The 20,575-nt window shown below is 70.3% G+C and carries 14 protein-coding genes; 4 read left to right on the top strand and 10 right to left on the bottom strand.

Going from position 1 to position 20,575, the window contains the following annotated elements:
* The first annotated feature begins 497 nt into the window (after window positions 1-497).
* The 3 genes from ABKA19_RS12300 (at window position 498) to ABKA19_RS12290 (ending at window position 3,986) form a co-directional block, all read left to right on the top strand.
* The gene (locus tag ABKA19_RS12300) at window positions 498-1,517 is read left to right on the top strand and encodes a magnesium and cobalt transport protein CorA (RefSeq protein ID WP_353689147.1); all 1,020 of its coding nucleotides are present in this window, start codon (window positions 498-500) and stop codon (window positions 1,515-1,517) included.
* Window positions 1,518-1,663: 146 nt separating this feature from the next.
* Complete coding sequence (locus ABKA19_RS12295; RefSeq protein ID WP_353689146.1) at window positions 1,664-3,751, top strand: carbon starvation CstA family protein; 2,088 nt, start codon at window positions 1,664-1,666, stop codon at window positions 3,749-3,751.
* Between the two features lie 10 nt (window positions 3,752-3,761).
* A complete protein-coding gene (locus ABKA19_RS12290) occupies window positions 3,762-3,986 on the top strand; it encodes a YbdD/YjiX family protein (protein ID WP_162376774.1) in 225 nt (74 codons plus the stop codon).
* 129 nt (window positions 3,987-4,115) lie between these two features.
* Here ABKA19_RS12290 and ABKA19_RS12285 read toward each other — a convergent pair whose 3' ends face one another.
* The 5 genes from ABKA19_RS12285 to ABKA19_RS12265 all read right to left on the bottom strand — a co-directional run bounded on the left by ABKA19_RS12285 (window position 4,116) and on the right by ABKA19_RS12265 (window position 12,499).
* A complete protein-coding gene (locus ABKA19_RS12285) occupies window positions 4,116-5,375 on the bottom strand; it encodes a DUF819 family protein (RefSeq protein WP_353689145.1) in 1,260 nt (419 codons plus the stop codon).
* Window positions 5,376-5,434: 59 nt separating this feature from the next.
* A complete protein-coding gene (locus tag ABKA19_RS12280; protein ID WP_353689144.1) occupies window positions 5,435-7,603 on the bottom strand; it encodes a prolyl oligopeptidase family serine peptidase in 2,169 nt (722 codons plus the stop codon).
* Between the two features lie 102 nt (window positions 7,604-7,705).
* On the bottom strand, window positions 7,706-9,664 hold the full coding sequence (locus ABKA19_RS12275; RefSeq protein ID WP_353689143.1) for an OPT family oligopeptide transporter: 1,959 nt from the start codon (window positions 9,662-9,664) through the stop codon (window positions 7,706-7,708).
* Between the two features lie 85 nt (window positions 9,665-9,749).
* Window positions 9,750-11,723 carry an alpha/beta hydrolase family protein gene (locus ABKA19_RS12270; RefSeq protein ID WP_353689142.1) on the bottom strand — a complete coding sequence of 658 codons (1,974 nt, stop codon included), beginning with the start codon at window positions 11,721-11,723 and terminating at the stop codon, window positions 9,750-9,752.
* A 266-nt stretch (window positions 11,724-11,989) separates the two neighbouring features.
* A complete protein-coding gene (locus ABKA19_RS12265; RefSeq protein WP_353689141.1) occupies window positions 11,990-12,499 on the bottom strand; it encodes a single-stranded DNA-binding protein in 510 nt (169 codons plus the stop codon).
* 149 nt (window positions 12,500-12,648) lie between these two features.
* Here ABKA19_RS12265 and ABKA19_RS12260 point away from each other — a divergent pair, with 149 nt between their 5' ends.
* A complete protein-coding gene (locus ABKA19_RS12260; protein ID WP_353689140.1) occupies window positions 12,649-13,656 on the top strand; it encodes a polyprenyl synthetase family protein in 1,008 nt (335 codons plus the stop codon).
* Between the two features lie 33 nt (window positions 13,657-13,689).
* Here the strand turns inward: ABKA19_RS12260 and ABKA19_RS12255 are convergent, their stop codons facing one another.
* The 5 genes from ABKA19_RS12255 to ABKA19_RS12235 form a co-directional block, all read right to left on the bottom strand.
* The gene (locus ABKA19_RS12255) at window positions 13,690-14,496 is read right to left on the bottom strand and encodes a dienelactone hydrolase family protein (RefSeq protein ID WP_353689139.1); all 807 of its coding nucleotides are present in this window, start codon (window positions 14,494-14,496) and stop codon (window positions 13,690-13,692) included.
* Window positions 14,497-14,731: 235 nt separating this feature from the next.
* Window positions 14,732-16,117 carry a UDP-N-acetylmuramoyl-L-alanine--D-glutamate ligase gene (gene murD / locus ABKA19_RS12250; RefSeq protein ID WP_353689138.1) on the bottom strand — a complete coding sequence of 462 codons (1,386 nt, stop codon included), beginning with the start codon at window positions 16,115-16,117 and terminating at the stop codon, window positions 14,732-14,734.
* Entirely contained in the window at window positions 16,098-17,456 is a 1,359-nt protein-coding gene (murL, locus tag ABKA19_RS12245) for a UDP-N-acetyl-alpha-D-muramoyl-L-alanyl-L-glutamate epimerase (protein ID WP_353689137.1), read from the bottom strand. Before murL ends, murD begins: the two co-directional genes overlap by 20 nt.
* Window positions 17,453-17,950, bottom strand: coding sequence for a hypothetical protein (locus tag ABKA19_RS12240; protein ID WP_353689136.1), 498 nt, complete (start codon window positions 17,948-17,950; stop codon window positions 17,453-17,455). The genes murL and ABKA19_RS12240 overlap by 4 nt, the downstream gene beginning before the upstream one ends.
* Entirely contained in the window at window positions 17,934-20,573 is a 2,640-nt protein-coding gene (locus ABKA19_RS12235) for a bifunctional aspartate kinase/diaminopimelate decarboxylase (protein ID WP_353689135.1), read from the bottom strand. The genes ABKA19_RS12240 and ABKA19_RS12235 overlap by 17 nt, the downstream gene beginning before the upstream one ends.
* Window positions 20,574-20,575: the final 2 nt, after the last annotated feature.

Below are 20,575 nucleotides of genomic sequence, written 5' to 3'. Positions count from 1 at the left end.
CACGGGCGACGCCCTCGTTGGGCCGGCGACCCGGTCGCCCATGAGGATGGGCTCCTACACGGGCGTCGACCGTCGCGGTGGTAGGAGCCGATCCTCATCGGCGACCCGGCGTCGTCGGCGCGGGCGACGGCCTCGTTGGGCCGGCGACCCGGTCGCCCATGAGGATGGGCTCCTACACGGGCGTCGACCGTCGCGGTGGTAGGAGCCGATCCTCATCGGCGACCCGGCGCCGTCGGCACGGGCGACGGCCTCGTTGGGCCGGCGACCCGGTCGCCCATGAGGATGGGCTCCTACAAGGGTGTCCACCGTCGCGGTGGTAGGAGCCGATCCTCATCGGCGACCCGGCGCCGTCGGCACGGGCGACGGCCTCGTTGGGCCGGTGCCCCGGTCGCCCATGAGGATGGGCTCCTACGCGGGGGAAGCGGGCCCACCGGCTTTCGGTACCGAATTGCCGGCACGGCTTGCCCGCCACAGCGACCCGGCGCAGGATTCGAAGCATGGACCATCCCCACGTTTCCGCCCTTCCCGCCAATCCCGCCTGCGTCATCAACTGCGTCTGGTACGACGGCGAGGGCCAACGCCACGACCTGCCGCTGGAGCAGCTCAGCGAGAAGCTGCAGGAGGGCGCGCCCGGATTCGCCTGGGTCGGGCTCTACGAGCCGGCCAACGCGGTGCTGGCGCAGTTGCAGGAGGAGCTCGGCCTGCACCCGCTGGCGGTCGAGGACGCGCGCAACGCGCACCAGCGCCCGAAGGTCGAGGCCTACGGCGACACCCTGTTCCTGGCGGTGCACACCGCGCAGATGGTCGACGGCCAGATCCGCTACGGCGAAACCCATGCCTTCCTCGGCGCGCGCTTCCTGCTGACCGTGCGCCATGGCGGCTCGCTGTCCTACGCGCCGGCGCGCAGCCGGATGGAGCGCGAGCCGGAGCTGCTCAAGCTGGGTCCGGCGATGGGCCTGTACGCGGTGCTCGACCTGATCGTGGACAACTACGCGCCGATCGTCGACGAGCATCGCGACACCCTGCACGCGCTCGAGCGCGACATCTTCTCCGACACCTACCGGCGCGCGATCGTCGTGCGCCTGTACGACCTCAAGCGCGACCTCACCTACATGCGCGTGGCAGTGTCGCCGCTGCAGGACGTACTGGCGCAGGTGATGCGCAGCCAGGTGGCGCAGGGCCTGCTGATCCGCGAGGAAGTCCGCGTGTACCTGCGCGACGTCCACGACCACGTGCTGCGGATCAACGACACCATCGACACCATGCGCGACATGCTCGGCACCGCGCTGAGCGTGAACCTGTCGCTGGTGACGCTGGCCCAGGGTGAAACGGTCAAGCGGCTCGGCGCCTGGGCCGCGCTGCTGGCAGCCCCGACCCTGGTCACCAGCTGGTATGGCATGAACTTCGCGCACATGCCCGAACTGGAGCCGAAGATCGCCTATCCGTTGCTGATCGTTGCGGTCGCCGGGATCTGCGTAGTGCTGTACCGGCTGTTCAAGCGGGCGCGCTGGCTGTGAGGGCGCGCACGCCGGGGCACGCTCCTTCACGCCGTTTGTGATGCTGCAACCGCACATGCGACCAAAGTCTTAGCGCGCCGCGCGCGTGTTTCATTGACCTTCGCGGCGCACGGGACGACCCTTGTCCGATCCCCCCGGAGGCTCCCATGAAAGCTTTCTCCCAAATCGGTTGGGCCGCGCTGGCGCTGCTAGGCGCGTTCTGCCTGGGCACCGTGGCGCTGCGCCAGGGCGAGCAGATCAGCGCGCTGTGGATCGTCGTGGCCGCGGTATCGATCTACCTGGTCGCCTACCGCTACTACAGCCTGTACATCGCCAGGAACGTGATGGGGCTGGACCCGCGCCGGGCCACGCCCGCGCACATCCACAACGACGGCCTGGACTACGTGCCCACCAACAAGCACGTGCTGTTCGGCCACCATTTCGCCGCCATCGCCGGCGCCGGCCCGCTGGTCGGCCCGGTGCTGGCCGCGCAGATGGGCTACCTGCCCGGCATGCTCTGGCTGATCGCCGGCGTGGTGCTGGCCGGTGCGGTGCAGGACTTCATGGTCCTGTTCATTTCCAGCCGCCGCGATGGCCGCTCGCTGGGCGACCTGGTACGCGAGGAGATGGGACCGGTCGCCGGCACCATCGCCCTGTTCGGCGCGTTCCTGATCATGATCATCATCCTGGCCGTGCTGGCCATGATCGTGGTGAAGGCCCTGGCCGAGAGTCCGTGGGGCATGTTCACGGTGATCGCGACGATGCCGATCGCGATCTTCATGGGCATCTACATGCGCTACATCCGGCCCGGCAAGATCGGCGAGATCTCCGTGGTCGGCATCGTCCTCCTTCTGCTGGCGATCTGGTTCGGCGGCAAGGTCGGCGCGCATCCGACCTGGGGCCCGGCCTTCACCTTCACCGGCACCCAGATCACCTGGATGCTGATCGGTTACGGCTTCGTGGCCGCGGTGCTGCCGGTGTGGCTGCTGCTGGCCCCGCGCGATTACCTGTCGACCTTCCTCAAGATCGGCGTGATCGTGGCCCTGGCCATCGGAATAGTGATAGCCAGCCCGGAAGTGACCTCGCTGAAGATGCCGGCACTGACCCAGTTCGCCAGCACCGGCGACGGCCCGGTGTGGAAGGGCGGGCTGTTCCCGTTCCTGTTCATCACCATTGCCTGTGGCGCGGTATCGGGCTTCCACGCGCTGATCTCCTCGGGTACGACCCCGAAACTGCTGGCCAACGAGACCCACGCCCGCTACATCGGCTACGGCGGCATGCTGATGGAGTCGTTCGTGGCGATCATGGCGCTGGTGGCCGCTTCGATCATCGAGCCGGGCGTGTACTTCGCGATGAACAGCCCGGCCGCGGCGATCGGTACCGACGTGGCCGACGTGGCCGCCAAGGTCAGCAGCTGGGGCTTCGTGGTCACCCCCGACGTGCTCACCCAGACGGCCAAGGACATCGGCGAGCACACCATCATTTCCCGCGCCGGCGGCGCGCCGACCCTGGCCGTGGGCATCGCGGTGATCCTGCATGACGCCCTGCCCGGCGGCGATTCGATGATGGCGTTCTGGTACCACTTCGCGATCCTGTTCGAGGCGCTGTTCATCCTCACCGCGGTCGATGCGGGCACGCGCGCGGGCCGCTTCATGCTGCAGGACCTGCTGGGCAGCTTCGTGCCGGCGCTGCGCAGGACCGAGTCGTGGGGCGCCAACGTGATCGGCACCGCCGGCTGCGTGGCGCTGTGGGGCTACTTCCTCTACCAGGGCGTGGTCGACCCGCTGGGCGGCATCAACACCCTGTGGCCGCTGTTCGGCATCGCCAACCAGATGCTGGCCGGGATCGCGCTGATGCTGTGCACGGTGGTGCTGTTCAAGATGAAGCGCGACCGCTACGCGTGGGTCACGATCGTGCCGACGATCTGGCTGCTGATCTGCACCACCTGGGCCGGCCTGATCAAGATCTTCGACGCCAACCCCGCGGTCGGCTTCGTCGCCCAGGCCCGCAAGTACCAGCAGGCGATCGCCGACGGGCAGCTGCTGGGCACGGCCAAGACCGTGGGCCAGATGAACCAGGTGGTGGTCAACAGCTACGTCAACACCGCGCTGACCGTGCTGTTCCTGTTCGTGGTGTTCAGCGTGCTGGTGTATGCGATCCGCGCCATCGCCAAGGCCCGACGCAGCAGCGAGCGGACCGACCGCGAGACGCCGTTCGTCGCCCTCGGCGACGACCAGGTCAAGGCCTGGCTGTAAGGAGATCACCATGGGCACCCAGCTCGTCCCGCTCGACCACTTCGCCACGCACAGGCGCGTGTGGCGGAGGCTGGTCCAGACCGCCCGGCTGTGCTGCGGCGTGCCGGACTACGACAACTACGTCCGCCACGTGCTGGAGAAGCACCCGGACCGCGAACCCATGGACTACAAGACCTTCTTCCGCGAACGCCAGGAGGCCCGCTTCGGCGGGCGCTCTGGGTTCCGCTGCTGCTGAGCGGAATGCCGCGCTAAAAAGGCAAAGGGGCGAAGCCGGTGGCTTCGCCCCTTCCTGCTTCCGGCGCCGCGCAACCGCGGGCCCGAGCGCACTCCCGCGCCGGTCAGCGCGGCGGCACCGGCAGCGATCCTATCCCGCCATGCCCCGCAGCACGATGCCCGTGATGTAGGCGCAGTAGGTCCCCAGCGCATACCCGAACACCGCCAGCAGCACCGCCACCGGCGCAAGCGAAGGATGGAACGCGCTGGCGACGACCGGGGCGGAGGCCGCCGCGCCGATGTTGGCCTGCGAGCCCACCGCCGCGAAGAACAGGGGCGCCCTGATCAGCTTGGCCACGATGAAGAGCAGCAGGCCGTGGGTCGCGATCCAGATCACGCCCAGCAGGAACAGCCACGGCCGGTCGACCAGCGCCTTCAAGTCCATATGCATGCCGATGGTGGCGATCAGGACGTAGAGCATCGCCGTGCCGACCTTCGATGCGCCGGCTCCCTCCATCTGCCGGGCCCGGGTGAAGCTGAGCAGCAGGCCGACCGTGGTGGCGATGACGACCATCCAGAAGAACGTGGAGGTCAGGCTGAAGTCCTCGAGCCTCCACTCGGGCGGCAAGGTCTTGATCCATTCGACCAGCGGCGTGGCCAGGAAGTGCGCCAGGCCCGTCGTGCCGAGGCCGATGCCCAGGATGATCATCAGGTCGGTCAGGGTGGGATTGCGCGCGTGCTGCGCCTGGTAGCTCTCCATGCGCTCCCTGAGCTCGTCGATCGTGCGTGTATCCGCCCCCATCCAGCGGTCGATCTTCGCCGCGCGCGGGATGAGGAACAGCAGGAACGCCATCCACACGTTGGCGACCAGGATGTCCACCGCGACGAATTGCCCGAACAGGGTGGAATCGACCGCGAATACTTCCTTCATCGCGGCCTGGTTGGCACCACCGCCGATCCAGCTGCCCGCAAGCGTCGCCATGCCGCTCCAGGTGTCGCCGGCCACGGTCTCGGGGTGGATGACGCCCAGTGCGATGAACGACACGACCGCGCCGAGCATGACCCCCACGGTGCCGGTGAGGAACATGATGATGGCCTTCGGGCCCAGCCGCAGGATCGCGCCAAGGTCGATGGCGATGCAGAACAGCGCCAGCGAGCTCGGCAGCATGTAGTCGCGCGCCATCGCGTAGAGCCCGGACGCACTGCCGTCGACCAGGCCGGCGCTGTTGTAGATCGCCGGAAGCAGGTAGCACATCAACAGCGCCGGTACGACTGCGTAGAACTTCTTCCACGCGCCGGCGGGGCGCGCGGCGCCCCAGAAGACGAAGGCCAGCGTGGCGGCCAGCAGGCCCATCACGACGGCATCGTTCTGGATCAGCGCGGTGGACGGTGCGGCGGCTTCTATGGCCATCGATCTGGATCTCCTCGGTTCTTGGAAGAAGGGCTGGCGAACGCCAGCCCTTCCCGTCGTTACTGGCCGATGTGCTTCTTCAGCCAGGCATTGACGGTGTCGTGCCAGAGCACGCTGTTGGCCGGCTTGAGCACCCAGTGGTTCTCGTCCGGGAAGTACAGCAGCTTCGACTCGATGCCCTTGCGCTGCAGTGCGGTGAATGTCGACAGGCCCTGGTCCACCGGCACGCGGTAGTCCTTCTCGCCCTGCACCACCAGCATCGGCACCTTCCACTTGGCCACGTGGTTGACCGGGTTGAACTTCTCGTAGTGCTCCGGCTGGTCGAACGGCGTGCCGCGGTTCTCCCATTCGGTGAACCACAATTCTTCGGTCACGTAGCCCATCGAGCGGGTGTCGAACACGCCGTCATGGTTGACCAGGCACTTGAACGGCGCGTTGCCCTTGTCGTCGAACCAGTTGCCGGCGATCCAGTTGATCATGTAGCCGCCGTAGCTGGCCCCAAGCGCGCAGGCGCGATCGCCGTCCAGGAACGGGAACTTGGCTTGCGCGGCGGCCCAGCCCTTCTGCAGGTCGACCAGCGGCTTGCCGCCCCAGTCGCCGCTGATCGCGTCGGTGAAGGCCTGGCCATAGCCGGTGGAACCGTGGAAATCGATCATCACCACCGCGTAGCCCTGGCCGGCATAGGTCTGCGGATTCCAGCGGTAGCTCCAGCCGTCGCCGAAGCTGCCCTGCGGGCCGCCGTGGATCAGGAACGCCACCGGATAGGTCTTGCCGGCCTCGTAGTTCCACGGCTTGACCACGTAGCCGTGCACGGTCTCGCCGTTCCAGCCCGCGAAACTGAACTGCTGGTAGTCGCCGAACGCCACGTCCTGCAGCACTTCGCCCGTGGCCGGGGTGATCGCACGCAGCGCGCCGGTGTCGGACAGCGAGGTGGCGAACAGCTGGTCGCCGCTGGCCAGCGTGTTGCGCGTGAACACCAGCGTGTCGCCGGCGATGCCGAAGGCGGAGATGCTGCCGTCGCCGACCACCTTCTCGACCTTGCCGGTGGCGATGTCGACCGCGAACAGCGGGTGCTCGCCCATGTCCTGGGCGGTGGTGTAGATCGTGCGTCCGTCGGCCGACAGGGTGATGCCGTCGGCGCTGCGGTCCCAGCCGGGCGCGATCTCGCGGGTGGTGCCGGTGGCCATGTCGCGCGCCATCAGCGCGAAGCGGTCGGCCTCGAAGCCGGGGCGCTTCATCGCGCGGTAGTACAGGGTCCTGCCGTCGGCGCTGAACACCGGGCCGGTGTCCCAGGCGCGGTTCTGGCCCTGCGGACCGGGCGAGGCCGCCTTCGGGTCGGTGCGGTTGTCGAAGGTCAGGCTCTTCAGCGGCTGGCCGACGCGGTACTCGTAGAGGTCGAAATCGGTCGACCAGGCTTCCTTGCGGTCGGCGCGGCGCATCGCGAACACGATCGACTCGCCGTCCGGCGACCAGGTGTACTCGTCGTTGCCGCCGAACGGCTTGGATGGCACGTTGCCCGGGCCCGGCGAACCGGTCAACGAGTCGACCAGGAACACGCCCTGCGGATTCTTGCCGGTGGACGGCGTGGTCACGAACAGGCGGTTGTGGCGTCCGTCCTCCCAGGTGTCCCAGTGGCGCACGAACAGCTGGTCGTAGACCACGCCGCTGGACTGGGACGCCTTGCGCTCGTCGAGCCGCTTGACCGTGCAGGCCAGGTCGGCGCCGCAGTCGGGAAAGACCTCCATGCTTACCGCCAGCCGCCTGCCATCGGGCGCGACCTTGAAGGTACCGACATCGAGCGGCAGGTGCGTAGCCTGCTTCGGTGCGCCGCCCGTTGCCGGCATGACGTACACCTGCTGGGTGCCGGACTGCGCGCTCAGGAAGTAAAGCCACTGGCCGTCGGCCGAGAACGCCGGCGAGTTGACGTTCCAGCCGACCGGGCTGAGGCGCTTGGGCGGAGCCAGGTCGCGGGTGCGGAGATCGCGGATCCAGAGCGAGGTGGAGGCCTTGCCCAGGTCCTGGCCGCTGCCGCCGAGCATCTCGCGCTTGGCGAATACCAGCAGGCTGCCATCGGGCGAGAGCACCGGCGAGGACACGCGGTCCAGCTTCTGCAGGTCGCGCACGTCGAAGCCGCGGGCGGCCTCGGCCGGGGCGGCATGAACCGCCCCGAGCGCGGCCGCCAGGGCCAGCGGCAGGATCGGGGCGATGGACTTGAAAGCAGGCTTCATCCGGGGCTCCAGCACGGGCAAACCCCGGATGGTAGGCGCTGGCGGTGGACCGGGCAAAGGCGGAAGGTCATGCCTGCCCGGCGCATCCGGACCGGTGCGGCTTCAGCCGCCCGGCGCGACCGCGGCCTTGCGCGTGGACACGCGGTACAGCAGCCAGCCCACCAGCGCCAGCACCACCAGGCCCAGCCACTGCGCGGCCGCCTCGCCCAGGTGCAGGTGCTGCGGCAGGGCCAGCACGTCGGCGCGTCCCGTCATCACGATCGGGACCGCGATGGCGATGCCCATCAGCGCCTCGCCGGTGATCAGGCCGGCCGCATAGAGCGTGCCGGGCCGGTGGATGCGGTCGCGCGCCTCCTCGTCGCCGGCGCGCAGGCCGTGGAAGCGCTCGACGAAATGTGCGATCAGGCCGCCGAGGAAGATCGGCACCATCAGCTCCAGCGGCAGGTAGATGCCGATGGCCGCGGCCAGCACCGGCACGCGGAAGCTCGAACCGCGCGCCTTGAGCCACTCGTCCAGGGCCACGATCAGCGCGCCGACCACCGCGCCGGCGCCGATCATGCCCCATGGCAGGTCGCCGCCGAACAGGCCGCGCGCGACCGCCGCCATCAGCGTGGCCTGCGGCGCGGACAGCGCATTGGGATGCTCGGCGGTCGGCGCGCCGATGCCGTAGGCCTGCGACAGCAGGTTCAGCACCGGGGCCATGACCAGCGCGCAGGAGAACGCGCCGATGCCCAGCATCAGCTGCTGCTTCCACGGCGTGGCGCCGACCAGGTAACCGGCCTTGAGGTCCTGCAGGTTGTCGCCGCCGACCGCCGCCGCGCAGCACACCACCGCGCCGATCATGATCGCGGCCACCGCGCCGATCGGGGAGTCGCGCCCGAGCAGGAGCATCAGCACCACCGAGGCGAACAGGATGGTGGCGATGGTGATGCCCGAGACCGGGTTGTTCGACGAACCGACTAGGCCGGCCAGGTAGGCCGACACCGACACGAACAGGAAGCCGGCCACGATCATGATCACCGTCATCAGCAGGCTGATGCCCCAGACCCCGACGATGGCGTGGTACAGCATCCACAGCGGCACCACGAAGGCGACCAGCGCGACCAGCATCCACTTCATCGGCAGGTCGCGCTCGGTTTCGGCGACGGCCGCGCCGCTGCCCTTGCGCGCGGCGGCGAAGCCGCTGCGCACGCCCGACACCAGCGACTTGCGCAGCGAGAACAGGGTCCACACGCCGCCGGTGAGCATCGCGCCCACGCCCAGGTAGCGGATCTGGCTCGACCAGATGCCGAACGCGGCGTCCTCGGCGCTGGCCCCGGCCAGCGCGGCCGACAGCACCGGGTCGCCGGCCAGGAAGAATGCATGGTAGAGCGGAATGGCGATGTGCCAGGACAGGATGCTGCCGGACACCACCACGATGCCGATATTGAGGCCCACGATATACCCCACGCCCAGCAGCGCCGGCGACAGGTTCGTGCCCATGTAGCCGAGATACTTGCCGAGGAAGGTCGCGCCCGCGGCGGTATCGGGGATCGCCCGCAGGCCGCTGGTGGCGGCCAGCTTGACCACCGCGCCGATCGCGCCGGCAAGCGCCAGGATCTTCAGGCCCGGGCCCGGGTTCTCGCCGGCCTTGAGCACCTCGGCCGCGGCCTTGCCTTCGGGGAACGGCAACGGGTCCTCGACGATCATGGTGCGCCGCAACGGCACCGAGAACAGCACGCCGAGCAGGCCACCCAGGCCGGCGATGCCCAGCACCCACCAGTACTTGAACTCCGGCCAGTAGCCCATGATCACGAGGGCCGGGATGGTGAAGATCACGCCGGCGGCGATCGACGAACCGGCCGAGGCGCCGGTCTGGACGATGTTGTTCTCCAGGATGGTGCCGCCGCCGAGCAGGCGCAGCACGCCCATCGACACCACCGCCGCCGGGATCGCCGTGGCGATGGTCAGGCCGGCGAACAGGCCCAGGTAGGCATTGGCCGCCGCCAGCACCACCGCCAGGACGACGGCCAGGACCACGGCGCGGAAGGTGAGCTGCGGAATTCCCTTGTTCCCGGCCATCGGCCAATCCCCCTGGTTACTGCTGAAATGAAGGAGGACACGCTATCGGCGACGGCGGGGCAAGTCCAGTACCGGCCCGCTCCCCTCAACGGGGCCTGCTGGCGCCGATGTGCCGGTCGAGGAAATCCAGCAGCTGTCCGTAGTATTCGACCCGGTGGGGCACGCTGTAGAAGCCGTGGCCCTCGGTCGGGTAGTACAGCGTCTGCACCGGCACCCCGGCCGCGATCAGCGCCCGCTCCATCATCCGGGTGTGCACGACGGGGGTGATCTCGTCCTCCCCGCCCGCCGCCAGGAACACCGGCACGCGGATGCTTGCGGCCTGGCGGTTGGGCGAGGTGGCCGCGAGTTCGGCCGGGTCGCTGCCCAGCCAATCCTCCGACCAGGTCTCGGTCGAGCGCGCACCGCCGGCGAGCGCCCGGCTGCGCGTCGCCAGGTCGTAGACGCCGACGTAGCCGGCCGCACAGCGGTAGAGCGCAGGCTCGCGGGCCACCCCCATCAGCGCCGCATACGCACCGTAGCTGGCCCCGTAGATGCATACGCGGGAAGGATCCGCCAGTCCCTCCGCGATCGCCCAGCGCGTCGCATCGGTGAGGTCGTCCTGCATCGAGCGGCCCCACTGGCGCGCGCCGGCCTGCTCGAAGCGGTGGCCGTAGCCGCCGGACCCTCGATAGTTGACCTGGAGCACGGCATAGCCGGCGGCGGCGAGCAACTGCTGCTCCTCGCCGAACTCCCAGGTGTCCTGGACTCCATAGGGTCCGCCGTGCGGCAGCAGCACCAGCGGCAGGCCCTTGCCCTCGGCGCCGCGGGGCAGGGTCAGGTAACCGTGCAGCGGCAGCCCGTCGCGGGCACGCAACAGGACCGGGCGGGTCTCGGCCATCGCGAGCGGATCCAGCCAGGCACGCCGGCTGAGGAGGTGGCCGGCCTTCTTCGCCGACGTGTCGAACTGGAAGAAGTCGCCGCTGTTCCGGTCGGACGAGGTCAGGACCAGTGCCAGCCGGCCATCAGCGGTACGCGAGGTGATCCTCACCAGCTCGCCGTCGAAGGCCTGCTCCAGCATCCGCTGCAGGCGCGCATCGGGGTGGTCGGCCTTGAAGAACGCGGTGCGCGGGCGTCCATCCATGAACAGGGCGCCGATGGGCTCGCGCGGTCCGCTGCTCGCATAGATGACCTCGTAGGGGTCGACGGCATCGTCGCGCAGCACTTCGCGGCGCTGGCCGCTGTCCACGTCCCAGGCGACGATCGAGTCCGGTCCATCCGGCTGGTCACTGCGCAGGTAGACCGACTTCCCGTCGGCGGAGAAGCCCAGCGGCGTCTCGCGGCGCTTGCTCGCGCTTTCGCTGTTGACCAGCGTCCACTCCGCGTCGTCGCCGGCGCGGTAGTAGACGCGGCTGAGATTGTCGCCGTCGGCCCCCATGGCCAGCCTGACCACGCCCTGGTGGTCGGTGGTGAAGCTCGCGTTGCGGACCGGGACGCGCGCCACCACCACCCGGCGCCCGCTCAGTACGTCCATCTTCTCGGCGCGGGTATAGGCGTCGTCGTCGAAACTGGCGACCGTCAGGATGACGTTGCGATCGTCCTGCGGCAGGTCGTCGGTGAGCCGCGCCCAGACCAGCTCCGGCTTGCGCTGCTGGATGCGGGTGCCGGCGCCACCGCCCTCCACGCGCTGGCCCACCAGCATCTCGCCCTTGCCGCCTTCGGCGTCGAGGCCCACGATCTCGCCGGTGGCCCGGGGCCGGGCGAGCATGCCGAACTTGTCGGCTACGCCCAGCAGCACGCGGCCATCGTTGACCCACTGGAACCAGGCGATGTCGGTATTGCGGCCGAGCGAGAACTTCGCCGTGACCTTGCGGTCGGACAGGCGCAGGATCACCAGGCCGGTGCGATCCTCCATCGGCAACGTCGCGGCCAGGTAGGTTCCGCCCGGCGACACCTGCACGTCGCGGAACTGCTCGCGCTTCACGAACGACTCGACGTCCACGGCCGCAGGCGCCGCCTGCGGTACCAATGCGAACAGCACGCAGAGCGCCCATGCGGCGCCCGCTCCACGGTTGCGGATCATGCTCCCCCTCCCCTAACCGCTCGCGCGGCCCCTGGAGAGCAGACTAGCGAACGGGATGGGCGGGCGCCATGCCGGCAGTCACAGTCCGCGCGTGGCCATGAAACGGCGAACACAGGGCCGGCGCGATAGGGCGAGGCGCCGTCCTGGCAGCGCGCCCGCGGGGACGGGGCGGCGGCTACGCGAGCCGGCGTCGCGCGGCCACCTGCCGGCTTGGGCGACTGGAGGGGACGCCGTGGCGCCGGCATCCCCGCGCGGGTCGCCTGGCCTCAGAACGGGATGTCGTCGTCGGCGAAGTCGTCGGTGAAGCCGCCGCCGGCCTGGGGTGCGGCCGCCGCCGCGGCCGGGGCGCCGCCGCGCGGGGCGAAGTCGCGCCGGGGCGGCGCGCTGCGCTGCGGACGCTCGCCGCGGTCGGCATAGCCTTCGCCACCACCACCGCCACCGGCGCGGCCGCCGAGCATCTGCATCTCGTCGGCGACGATCTCGGTGATGTAGCGGTCCTGCCCGTCCTGGCCGGTGAACTTGTCGTAGCGGATGCTGCCCTCGACATAGCACTGCGAGCCCTTGCGCAGGTACTCGCCGGCGATCTCGCCGAGCTTGCCGAAGAACTTCACCCGGTGCCACTCGGTGCGTTCCTGGGTGTTGCCGTCGCGGTCCTTGCGCACGCTGGTGGTGGCCAGGCGGACGATGGTGACGGCCATGCCGGACTGGGTGTACTTGGTTTCGGGATCGTCGCCGAGGTTGCCGACCAGGATCACCTTGTTGATGCCACGCGCCATAGTGTTGGGTTCCGATGCATGCCCGGGCCCGGGCAGAGGAGGCATTGGAGTATACCGGCGCACCCCGCGCCAGCGCTGAATCCCGCGCCGCGGGGTAGGGTTTGTACGGGGCCGCCCCTTATAATTCAGGCACTCCCCAGGCGGCCCGCATGGCAGACCACTCCAGTCCCCTCCCCCACCTCCCCCTGCCCCGGATCCAGGCCCTGGCGGCCACGGACATGGCGTCGGTGGATGCGCTGATCCGCCGGCGGCTGGCGTCCGACGTCGTGCTGATCAACCAGGTCGCCGAGCACATCGTCTCGGCCGGCGGCAAGCGCCTGCGGCCGATGCTGGTGGTCCTGGCCGGCCAGGCGACGGCCGCTGGCGGCCGCAACGGCGCCGACCACCACCAGCTGGCGGCGATCATCGAGTTCATCCACACCTCCACCCTGCTGCACGACGACGTGGTCGACGAATCGGACCTGCGCCGCGGCCGCAGCACCGCCAACGCGATCTGGGGCAACGCGGCCAGCGTGCTGGTCGGCGATTTCCTCTATTCGCGCAGCTTCCAGCTGATGGTCGAGCTGGACCGGATGGAGGTCATGCAGGTACTGGCCGACACCACCAACCGGATCGCCGAAGGCGAAGTGCTGCAGCTGTTGCACGTGCGCAATCCGGACACGGACGAGGCCGCCTACCTGCGGGTGATCGAGCGCAAGACCGCGGTCCTGTTCGCCGCCGGCACCCGCCTGGGCGCGCTGGCGTCCGGGGCCGATGCGGCGACCCAGCAGGCGCTGTACGACTACGGCATGAACCTGGGCTACGCCTTCCAGATCGCCGACGACGTGCTCGACTACACCGCCGACGCGGCCGACCTGGGCAAGAACCTGGGCGACGATCTGGCCGAGGGCAAGGCGACGCTGCCGCTGATCCATGCGATGGCCGGCTCGGATGCGGCCACCCGCGAGCGCCTGCGCGCCATCGTCCAGGACGGCGACAGCTCGTCCATGCCGGAGGTGCTGGCCGCGATCCACGCCACCGGTGGCCTCGACTACAGCCGCCGCCGGGCGATGGATTACGCCGTCGCCGCCGAGGCCGCGCTCGCCGGGTTGCCGGAAAGCGAAGCGATGGCGGCGCTGCGCGGACTGGCCCGCTACGCGGTCGAGCGCACGCACTAGGCCGGTGGCGCGGTCGCCGTGCCGCGCCTGCCGTCACTCGCCGAAGCGTTCCTCGAAGAAGCCGTCCAGGATCCGGTACGCGCGCTTGGCCGCGCGCGCGTCATAGCGGCAGTTGCTGCCCGGATCGTTGCCGGCGTCGGCTTCGGCGAAGCAATGCACCGCGCCGCCGAAGTTGACGAACTGCCAGTCCGCGCCGCCGGCATCCATTTCCCTGCCGAAAGCGACAATGTCCTCGTTGGGCACCGCCTTGTCGGCGGCGCCGTTGAGCACCAGCACTGGCGCCTTGACCGCACCGGCCGGCGCCGGCATCGGCGTGCCCAGGCCACCGTGCAGGCTGACCGCGCCGGCCAGCGGCGCGCCGCCGCGGACCAGCTCCAGCACCGCGGTGCCGCCGAAGCAGAACCCGAATGCACCGATCCGCGCCGGATCCAGCGGCGCCTTGCCGGCCTGCGCCTTGAGCACGTCCACCGCCTTGGCGGTGCGTGCCCGCAGCAGCGGCCGGTCGTTGCGCAGGGCGGTGGCGACCGGTGCGGCTTCGGCATCGGTCTTCGGGCGCACGTCCTTGCCGTAGACGTCGGCGACCAGCACCACGTAATCGTCGCCGGCGACCTGGCGCGCCTTGGCGATCGCCGATTCGTTCACGCCCTTCCAGTTGGGCACCATCACCAGGCCCGGGCGCCTGGCATCGCCCTCGTCGTCGTAGACCAGGAAACCACTGAACTGCTCGCTGCCGATGCTCCACTCCACCGGTTCGGCGCGCGGCTTCGCATCGGCCGGCGCGGCATGCAGGGAGAGCAGCGCGGCGGCGAGGGCGCCGCCGAGGACATGGGAAGTGCGCATGGTCGGGATTCCAGGCTCGGCCGAAGGAAGGCCGAGTGTAATGCGCGGTGCGTCGCCGGCGGCATCACGGCGCACCGGCTGCTCCGCCGCGATGCCCGGTACCCCGGCAGAGCCACTGCTGCCGCCAGGCGCGTCGCGTTCGCCCGAGCCCGTCGGTCCGAGGTCGGGGAGGATCCGGCGATGGCTGCACGCCCGGGCGGGCGCCTCGCCGAAGCCGGGCCAGCCGGCACCGCCTTCAGGCCACGCCGAGCCCCGGGATGGCGCTTATCGCGTCCGGATCGAAGCCGCCCAGCACGGCGAAATGACGGCCGCGCTCGGTGTAGTCGCGGTAGGCGCCGAAGCTGGGCGCCCCGGGCGACAGCAGCACCACGCCGTGCCCTCCCAGCAGGCGACGCGCACGCGCGACCGCATCGGCCAGGTCATCGGCGGCCTCCAGCGCAAACCGGCCCTCGGCGGCCAGCGGTGCCAGCAGCCCATGGATGCGGGGACCGTTGCCGCCCATCGTCACCACCGCGTGCGGGGCGGCCTGGCGCAGGTGGTCGGCGAAGCCGTGCCAGTCCAGCCCGCGGTCGTGGCCGCCGAGCAGGATCGCCACGCGCCGCTCGCGATGGCAGTCCAGTGCGGCCAGGCTGGCGTGGGGGGTGGTGCTGATCGAATCGTTGACCCAGGCCAGCCCGTCGCGCTCGCCCAGCCATTGCAGGCGATGCGGCAGCGGCCGGAAATCCAGCGCGGCCGGCGCCAGCGGCGCGGCATCCACGCCCAGCGCCTCGATCGTGGCCAGCACCGCGCACAGGTTGCCGCGGTTGTGCCGGCCCGGCAGCGGCACCGCGGCGGTGTCGAACACGAACGCATCGCCCCGGTACAGCGCCTCGCCACGCAGGTGCCAGCCGTCCTCGCGGTTGAACCAGACCACGCGGCTGTCGGGCAGGTCCAGCGCGGCCAGGCGCGGGTCGGCCGCGTTGAGCACGGCCGTGCGTGGCCGCGCCTCGGTCACCAGCTTCAGCTTGTCGTCGACATAGCGCGCCTCGCTGCCATGCCAGTCCAGGTGTTCGGGGAACAGGTTGAGCACCACCGCCACCTCCGGCCGCACGTCGCTGGAAGCGACGTCGCCGGTCTGGTAGCTGGACAGCTCGATCGCCCAGAACTCCGGGTCCGCTTCGTCGGGCACCTCGAGCAGCGGCAGGCCGATGTTGCCGGCCAGCGCGGTGCGGTGGCCGCCGGCGCGCAGCAGGTGCGCCAGCAGCGAGGTGGTGGTGCTCTTGCCCTTGGTGCCGGTGACGCAGACCGTGCGCGCCTGCGGATGGGCAGCGAACCACAGCGCGGTGCCGCCGATGAAACGCGTGCCGCGCGCGGCCGCGTCCAGCGCCTCGGGCTTGTACGGGCTGATGCCGGGCGACTTGATCACGACATCGAACGCCGACAGCGCCTCCGCGTCGGCCACGGTGCGCGTATCCAGCAGCGCGTCGCCCAGCGCGGCGGCTTCGGCCGCCTCGGCCGGATTGCAGAACAGGGTCAGCGGCAGCGCGGGCAGCGCTGCGCGGACCGCACGCCAGGCGGCGCGGCCCTCGCGGCCCCAGCCCCACAGCGCGACGCGCCGGCCATCAAGCTGCGAAATTCGCACGCACCCGCTCCCAGACCGGCGCCGGCACGCGGTGCTCGCCGGCGATGTCGAACAGCGGTTCCAGCGCCAGTTCGCCCGGGTCCAGCTGCGGCTGGATCTCGCGGGCGAAACGCGCCACCAGCGCGTCCTCGCGCCAGTCCGCGCGCGCGGCCAGCGCGGCCATGGCCGCGCGCGATTCGCGACCCTCGCCCACGCACTCGAACGGCTTGTGGTCCTGGTACTCCAGCAGCGCGTCGAAGCCCGGCGCCTGCGAAGCGTCATCGAGCAGGTTGCGGCCGAAGATCCGCACCAGCCGCGTCTTGGGCATGAACGGCGCCAGCGCCAGGAACACGAAATGGCACTTCGGGCACAGCCCGCACCAGCGCTGCGCCGGCTTCTCGCCGAGTATGTGGAAGTTGCGGTTGCAGCTGGAGAAGTGCGCGTCGTAGTGGTCGTTCCTGGCGAACTGCCGCGCCACCGCCAGCTCCGACAGCGGCCGCAGCAGCGAGTAGTAGTGCAGGTCGGCGGCCACGGTGCGCTCGACGTGCTCGCCGAATGCGCGCTCGAACGCCCAGCCCTTGGACCACTGGTGGTTCACTTCGCCGGTGCCGGGAATGAGGCTGCCATAGCTGGCCGAGCGCTCGTTGGAGAACACCACCTGGTCGGCGCCGGCCAGCAGCGCGGCCAGCACCAGGATCGCCGAGTTCACCGCGGTGACCGGGATGTGGCCGTTGTAGGCGCCCTGCCGGTTGATATCGAACAGCGCCGGCGCCAGCGCGCGGCCGATGTTGAGCGTGGGCAGGCCGGTACGTTCGGCGCAGGTGCGGATCAGCTGCGAGCCACCGATCCAGGTGACGACCTGCTCCACGCCCGCCGCGCGCAGCGCCTCGATGCTGACCAGCGAATCCTTGCCGCCGCCGATGGCGACCAGCGCGCGTGGCGCCAGGCCCAGCGCCGGCGCGGCGCGCGGGGTCTCCTGCGCCTGCGCCGGGAAACGGATGCGCCCGTGCAGGTCCAGGCCGTTGCGATAGGCGAACTCGCCCAGGCCGTTGAGGTAGACCTGCTCCAGCAATCCAGCGGTGGCCGCGTCGATGGCATAACCGTCGATGCGGATCTGCGGCGGCACGGCGGCCTTGTAGTAGCTGACGCCGGCAACCAGGTGCAGCAGCCGCAGCGCCTGCTCCACGGCCGCCGCGCGCGGGCCATCGAGGGCGAACGGTGCGCCGGGCACGGTGATGGTTTCCACCAGTTCCGGGCCGTCGTCGAAGGCATACGCCAACTCGGCCACGCCGCTGTCCGCGTCGAAGCCGCAGCGCACGAAGCGGAAGGCCTGGATGGCGTCTCGATCGAAAGTGCTCATGCAATACCTGTGGTGAAGCCGGGTTGCCGGCGCAGGTAGCGCCGGCACAGAAAGAAAGCGATGACGAATGCCGGAAGCGTGGCGATGAGAACGGCCGCGAGCGTGGCGCCCAGGACGATCGACGGCACCCAGGCCATCAGCTCGCGCAACGGCATGCCCGCCGAGGCGAAGCGCTGGTCGAGCCAGCCGCTGATCACGGTCCAGCAGGCGACAGTGAGCGGATACAGCAGCAGGGCCAACCCGGTCGCGCGCAGCGCCATCGCACGAGCGGTCCAGGCACGCCCGGCATCGCGGGCGCGTCGCTGCCAGGCACTGGCGATCCATGCCGCAGCGAACGCCGCGGCAATGCCGGCCGGGCTCCACTGCGCGGCCAGGCGCAACGCCTCCACCGGCTGCAGCTCGAACACGAATGCCGACGCGAGCAGGTACCCCAGCACGGCGACGATGCCGCCGGCCAGGGTCGCCAGCACGATGAACTCAGTCCGCGGCGCCATCGATCACGTCCTCGGCCGGCAGCCCGCGCAGGTTGTAGGTGCTGGACATGGCTCGGCCGTAGGCGCCGGCATCGGCGATGAGCATCACCTCGCCGGGCGCGGTGGCCGACGGCAGGTGGCGCTGGCGGCCGAACACGTCGCTGGACTCGCAGATCGGGCCGACCACGTCGTAAACGCCGTCAGCCGCCGCGTCCAGGCGCTGCAGGTTGACGATGTCGTGCCAGGCGTCATACATCGCCGGGCGCACCAGCGTATGCATGCCCGCGTCCAGGCCGACTCGCAGCACGCCATCCTTCTCGATCACCTGGGTGGCATGGGCCAGCAGCACGCCGCACTCGGCGACCAGGTAGCGGCCCGGTTCGATCACCAGTCCGAACGCCGGATGCACCGCCTTGACTTCGGCCAGGCCTGCCGCCCAGGCGGCCACGTCGAACGGTTCGTCGTCGGCGCTGTACGGGATCGGCAGGCCGCCGCCGATGTCCAGCGTGGCCACCGTGCCGATGCGGCGGGCGAACCCGGCCAGCTCGTCGCACATCAGCCGCCAGTGGCCGGCGGTCTCCACGCCGCTGCCCAGGTGCGCATGCAGGCCGGTGATGGCGATGCCGAGCGCGCGCGCGGCGTCGACGAACTCGTCCACGCGCTGCGCCGACAGGCCGAACTTGGAGTCCCTGCCGCCGGTGTTGACCTTCTGGTGGTGGCCGTCGCCATGGCCCAGGTCGATGCGCAACCAGATCTGGCGCCCGCGGAACACCTCGGGCCAGCGCCGCAGCGCTTCGACGCTGTCCACGGTCACCGTGACGCCGAGCGCGAACCCCGCCTCGTACTCGTGCACCGGCGCGAAGCTGGGGGTGAACAGCACGCGCGCCGGATCCAGGCCCGACACCGCGGCGAACACGTGCTGCAGCTCGCCCAGCGACACGCATTCCAGGCCGAAGCCTTCCTCGACCAGCGCGCGCAGGATCGCCGGGTGCGGATTGGCCTTGATCGCGTAGTAGCGCCGGTCGACCGCCGCCACCGACTTCAGCGCGCGCGCGCGTTCGCGCACGGTCGGCAGGTGGTAGACGTAGCGCGGCGTGCCTTCGGCGGCCATCGCCAGCAGCCGCCCGCGCTCGCCGTGCCACCACGGCACCGGACGCGGACGCAGCGATCCGTCGATCTCGCGCCAGCGCGGACCGAACACGTCCTTCTCCAGCACCGGCATCGCGCCGCTGTCGATCAGCGCGGCGTGCAGGTCGGGCAGCAGCCCGTCGGCATCGGCCTCGTCGATGACGAAGGTCAGGTTCAGGTCGTTGGACGACTGCGAGATCATGTGCACCCGCTCGTGGCCGAAGCTGGAGAACACCTCCGACAGCTTGTGCAGCAGCGAGCGCATGCCACGGCCGACCAGGGTGACCGCGGCGCAGGGTACGATCACCTTGACCCGGCCGATCTTCTCCAGGTCTTCGGCCAGCGCCGCCAGCACGTTCTCGCTGAGCAGGTTCTCGCTCGGGTCCAGCGACACGGTGACGTTGGTCTGCGAGGTGCCGATCATGTCCACCGACAGGCCGTGCTTGCGGAACAGCGCGAACACCTCGGCCAGGTAGCCGACCTGCTGCCACATGCCGATGTCCTCCACCGACACCAGCACCACGCCGTTGCGGCGGCTGATCGCCTTCACCCCCGGCACCGTCGCCGCGCTGCGGTCGATGGTGGTGCCGGGCAGTTCCGGGCGCTCGGTGTCCAGGATCGCCATCGGCACGCCGGCATCGCGGCACGGCTTGATCGAACGCGGGTGCAGCACCTTGGCGCCGGTGGTGGTGATCTCCTGCGCCTCGGCGTAGCCGAGCCGGCTGAGCAGGCGCGCGTCGGGCACTTCGCGCGGATTGGCGCTGAACATGCCCGGCACATCGGTCCATATCTCCACTTTCGAAGCGCCGAGCAGGGCGCCGAAATAGGCGGCCGAGGTGTCCGAGCCGCCGCGGCCGAGGATCGCGGTACCGCCGTCCTGGTGCCGGGCGATGAAGCCCTGGGTGATCAGCAGGCGCGCGGGCTGTTGCGCGAAGCGGGCGCGCCATGCCGCGTCCGCCTGCCACTGGCAGTTCACCGACAGCCGCCGCGACCACTCGCTCTGGTTGGCCTGCGGCGGCAGCGCGTCGAGCCAGTCGCGCGCGTCCATCCAGCCCATGTCCAGGCCCTGCGCGCGAAGGTAGGCGGCGCCGAGCGTGGAAGAGAGAAGCTCGCCCTGGCCCAGCACCTCGGCCTGCCAGTCGAGCGGACGCGACGCCGCGCGCGGATCGTCGAGCAACGCGCGCAGCGCGGACATGCGCCCGCCCAGGACCGCGTCGGCATCCAGGTCCAGCTCGGCGGCGAAGTCACGGTGGCGCTGCTCCAGCGCAGCCATGCGCGCGCGCGCGTCCGGCGCGCCGTCGCCGGCCTTGCCTTCGGCGATCGCGGTCAGCTCGTTGGTGACGCCGGAAAGCGCCGATACCACCACCAGCACGCGCCCGCCCGTCTGTTCGGCACGTTGCCTGGCCAGTTTGCCGATCGTGTCCCAGCGGTGCCGGCGCGACACCGAGGTGCCACCGAACTTGAGGACGATCCAACCGCCGGAGGCGGCGTCTTGCGCAGGCGAAACTGGGGACATGG

The organism is Pseudoxanthomonas sp. Soil82, from assembly GCF_040446535.1.
GTDB lineage: Bacteria > Pseudomonadota > Gammaproteobacteria > Xanthomonadales > Xanthomonadaceae > Pseudoxanthomonas > Pseudoxanthomonas kaohsiungensis.
Note: the sequence above shows the minus strand (reverse complement) of the source record. Positions and strands in the feature narration are given on the sequence as shown.

Bases quoted from the DNA above. Each gene is read 5' to 3' on its own strand.
- ABKA19_RS12240 (WP_353689136.1), bottom strand. From the start codon at position 17,950: ATGGCGCCGCGGACTGAGTTCATCGTGCTGGCGACCCTGGCCGGCGGC.
- ABKA19_RS12255 (WP_353689139.1), bottom strand. From the start codon at position 14,496: ATGCGCACTTCCCATGTCCTCGGCGGCGCCCTCGCCGCCGCGCTGCTC.
- ABKA19_RS12300 (WP_353689147.1), top strand. From the start codon at position 498: ATGGACCATCCCCACGTTTCCGCCCTTCCCGCCAATCCCGCCTGCGTC.
- murL (WP_353689137.1), bottom strand. From the start codon at position 17,456: ATGAGCACTTTCGATCGAGACGCCATCCAGGCCTTCCGCTTCGTGCGC.
- ABKA19_RS12280 (WP_353689144.1), bottom strand. From the start codon at position 7,603: ATGAAGCCTGCTTTCAAGTCCATCGCCCCGATCCTGCCGCTGGCCCTG.
- ABKA19_RS12295 (WP_353689146.1), top strand. From the start codon at position 1,664: ATGAAAGCTTTCTCCCAAATCGGTTGGGCCGCGCTGGCGCTGCTAGGC.
- ABKA19_RS12275 (WP_353689143.1), bottom strand. From the start codon at position 9,664: ATGGCCGGGAACAAGGGAATTCCGCAGCTCACCTTCCGCGCCGTGGTC.
- ABKA19_RS12285 (WP_353689145.1), bottom strand. From the start codon at position 5,375: ATGGCCATAGAAGCCGCCGCACCGTCCACCGCGCTGATCCAGAACGAT.
- ABKA19_RS12290 (WP_162376774.1), top strand. From the start codon at position 3,762: ATGGGCACCCAGCTCGTCCCGCTCGACCACTTCGCCACGCACAGGCGC.
- ABKA19_RS12260 (WP_353689140.1), top strand. From the start codon at position 12,649: ATGGCAGACCACTCCAGTCCCCTCCCCCACCTCCCCCTGCCCCGGATC.
- ABKA19_RS12265 (WP_353689141.1), bottom strand. From the start codon at position 12,499: ATGGCGCGTGGCATCAACAAGGTGATCCTGGTCGGCAACCTCGGCGAC.
- ABKA19_RS12235 (WP_353689135.1), bottom strand. From the start codon at position 20,573: ATGTCCCCAGTTTCGCCTGCGCAAGACGCCGCCTCCGGCGGTTGGATC.
- ABKA19_RS12270 (WP_353689142.1), bottom strand. From the start codon at position 11,723: ATGATCCGCAACCGTGGAGCGGGCGCCGCATGGGCGCTCTGCGTGCTG.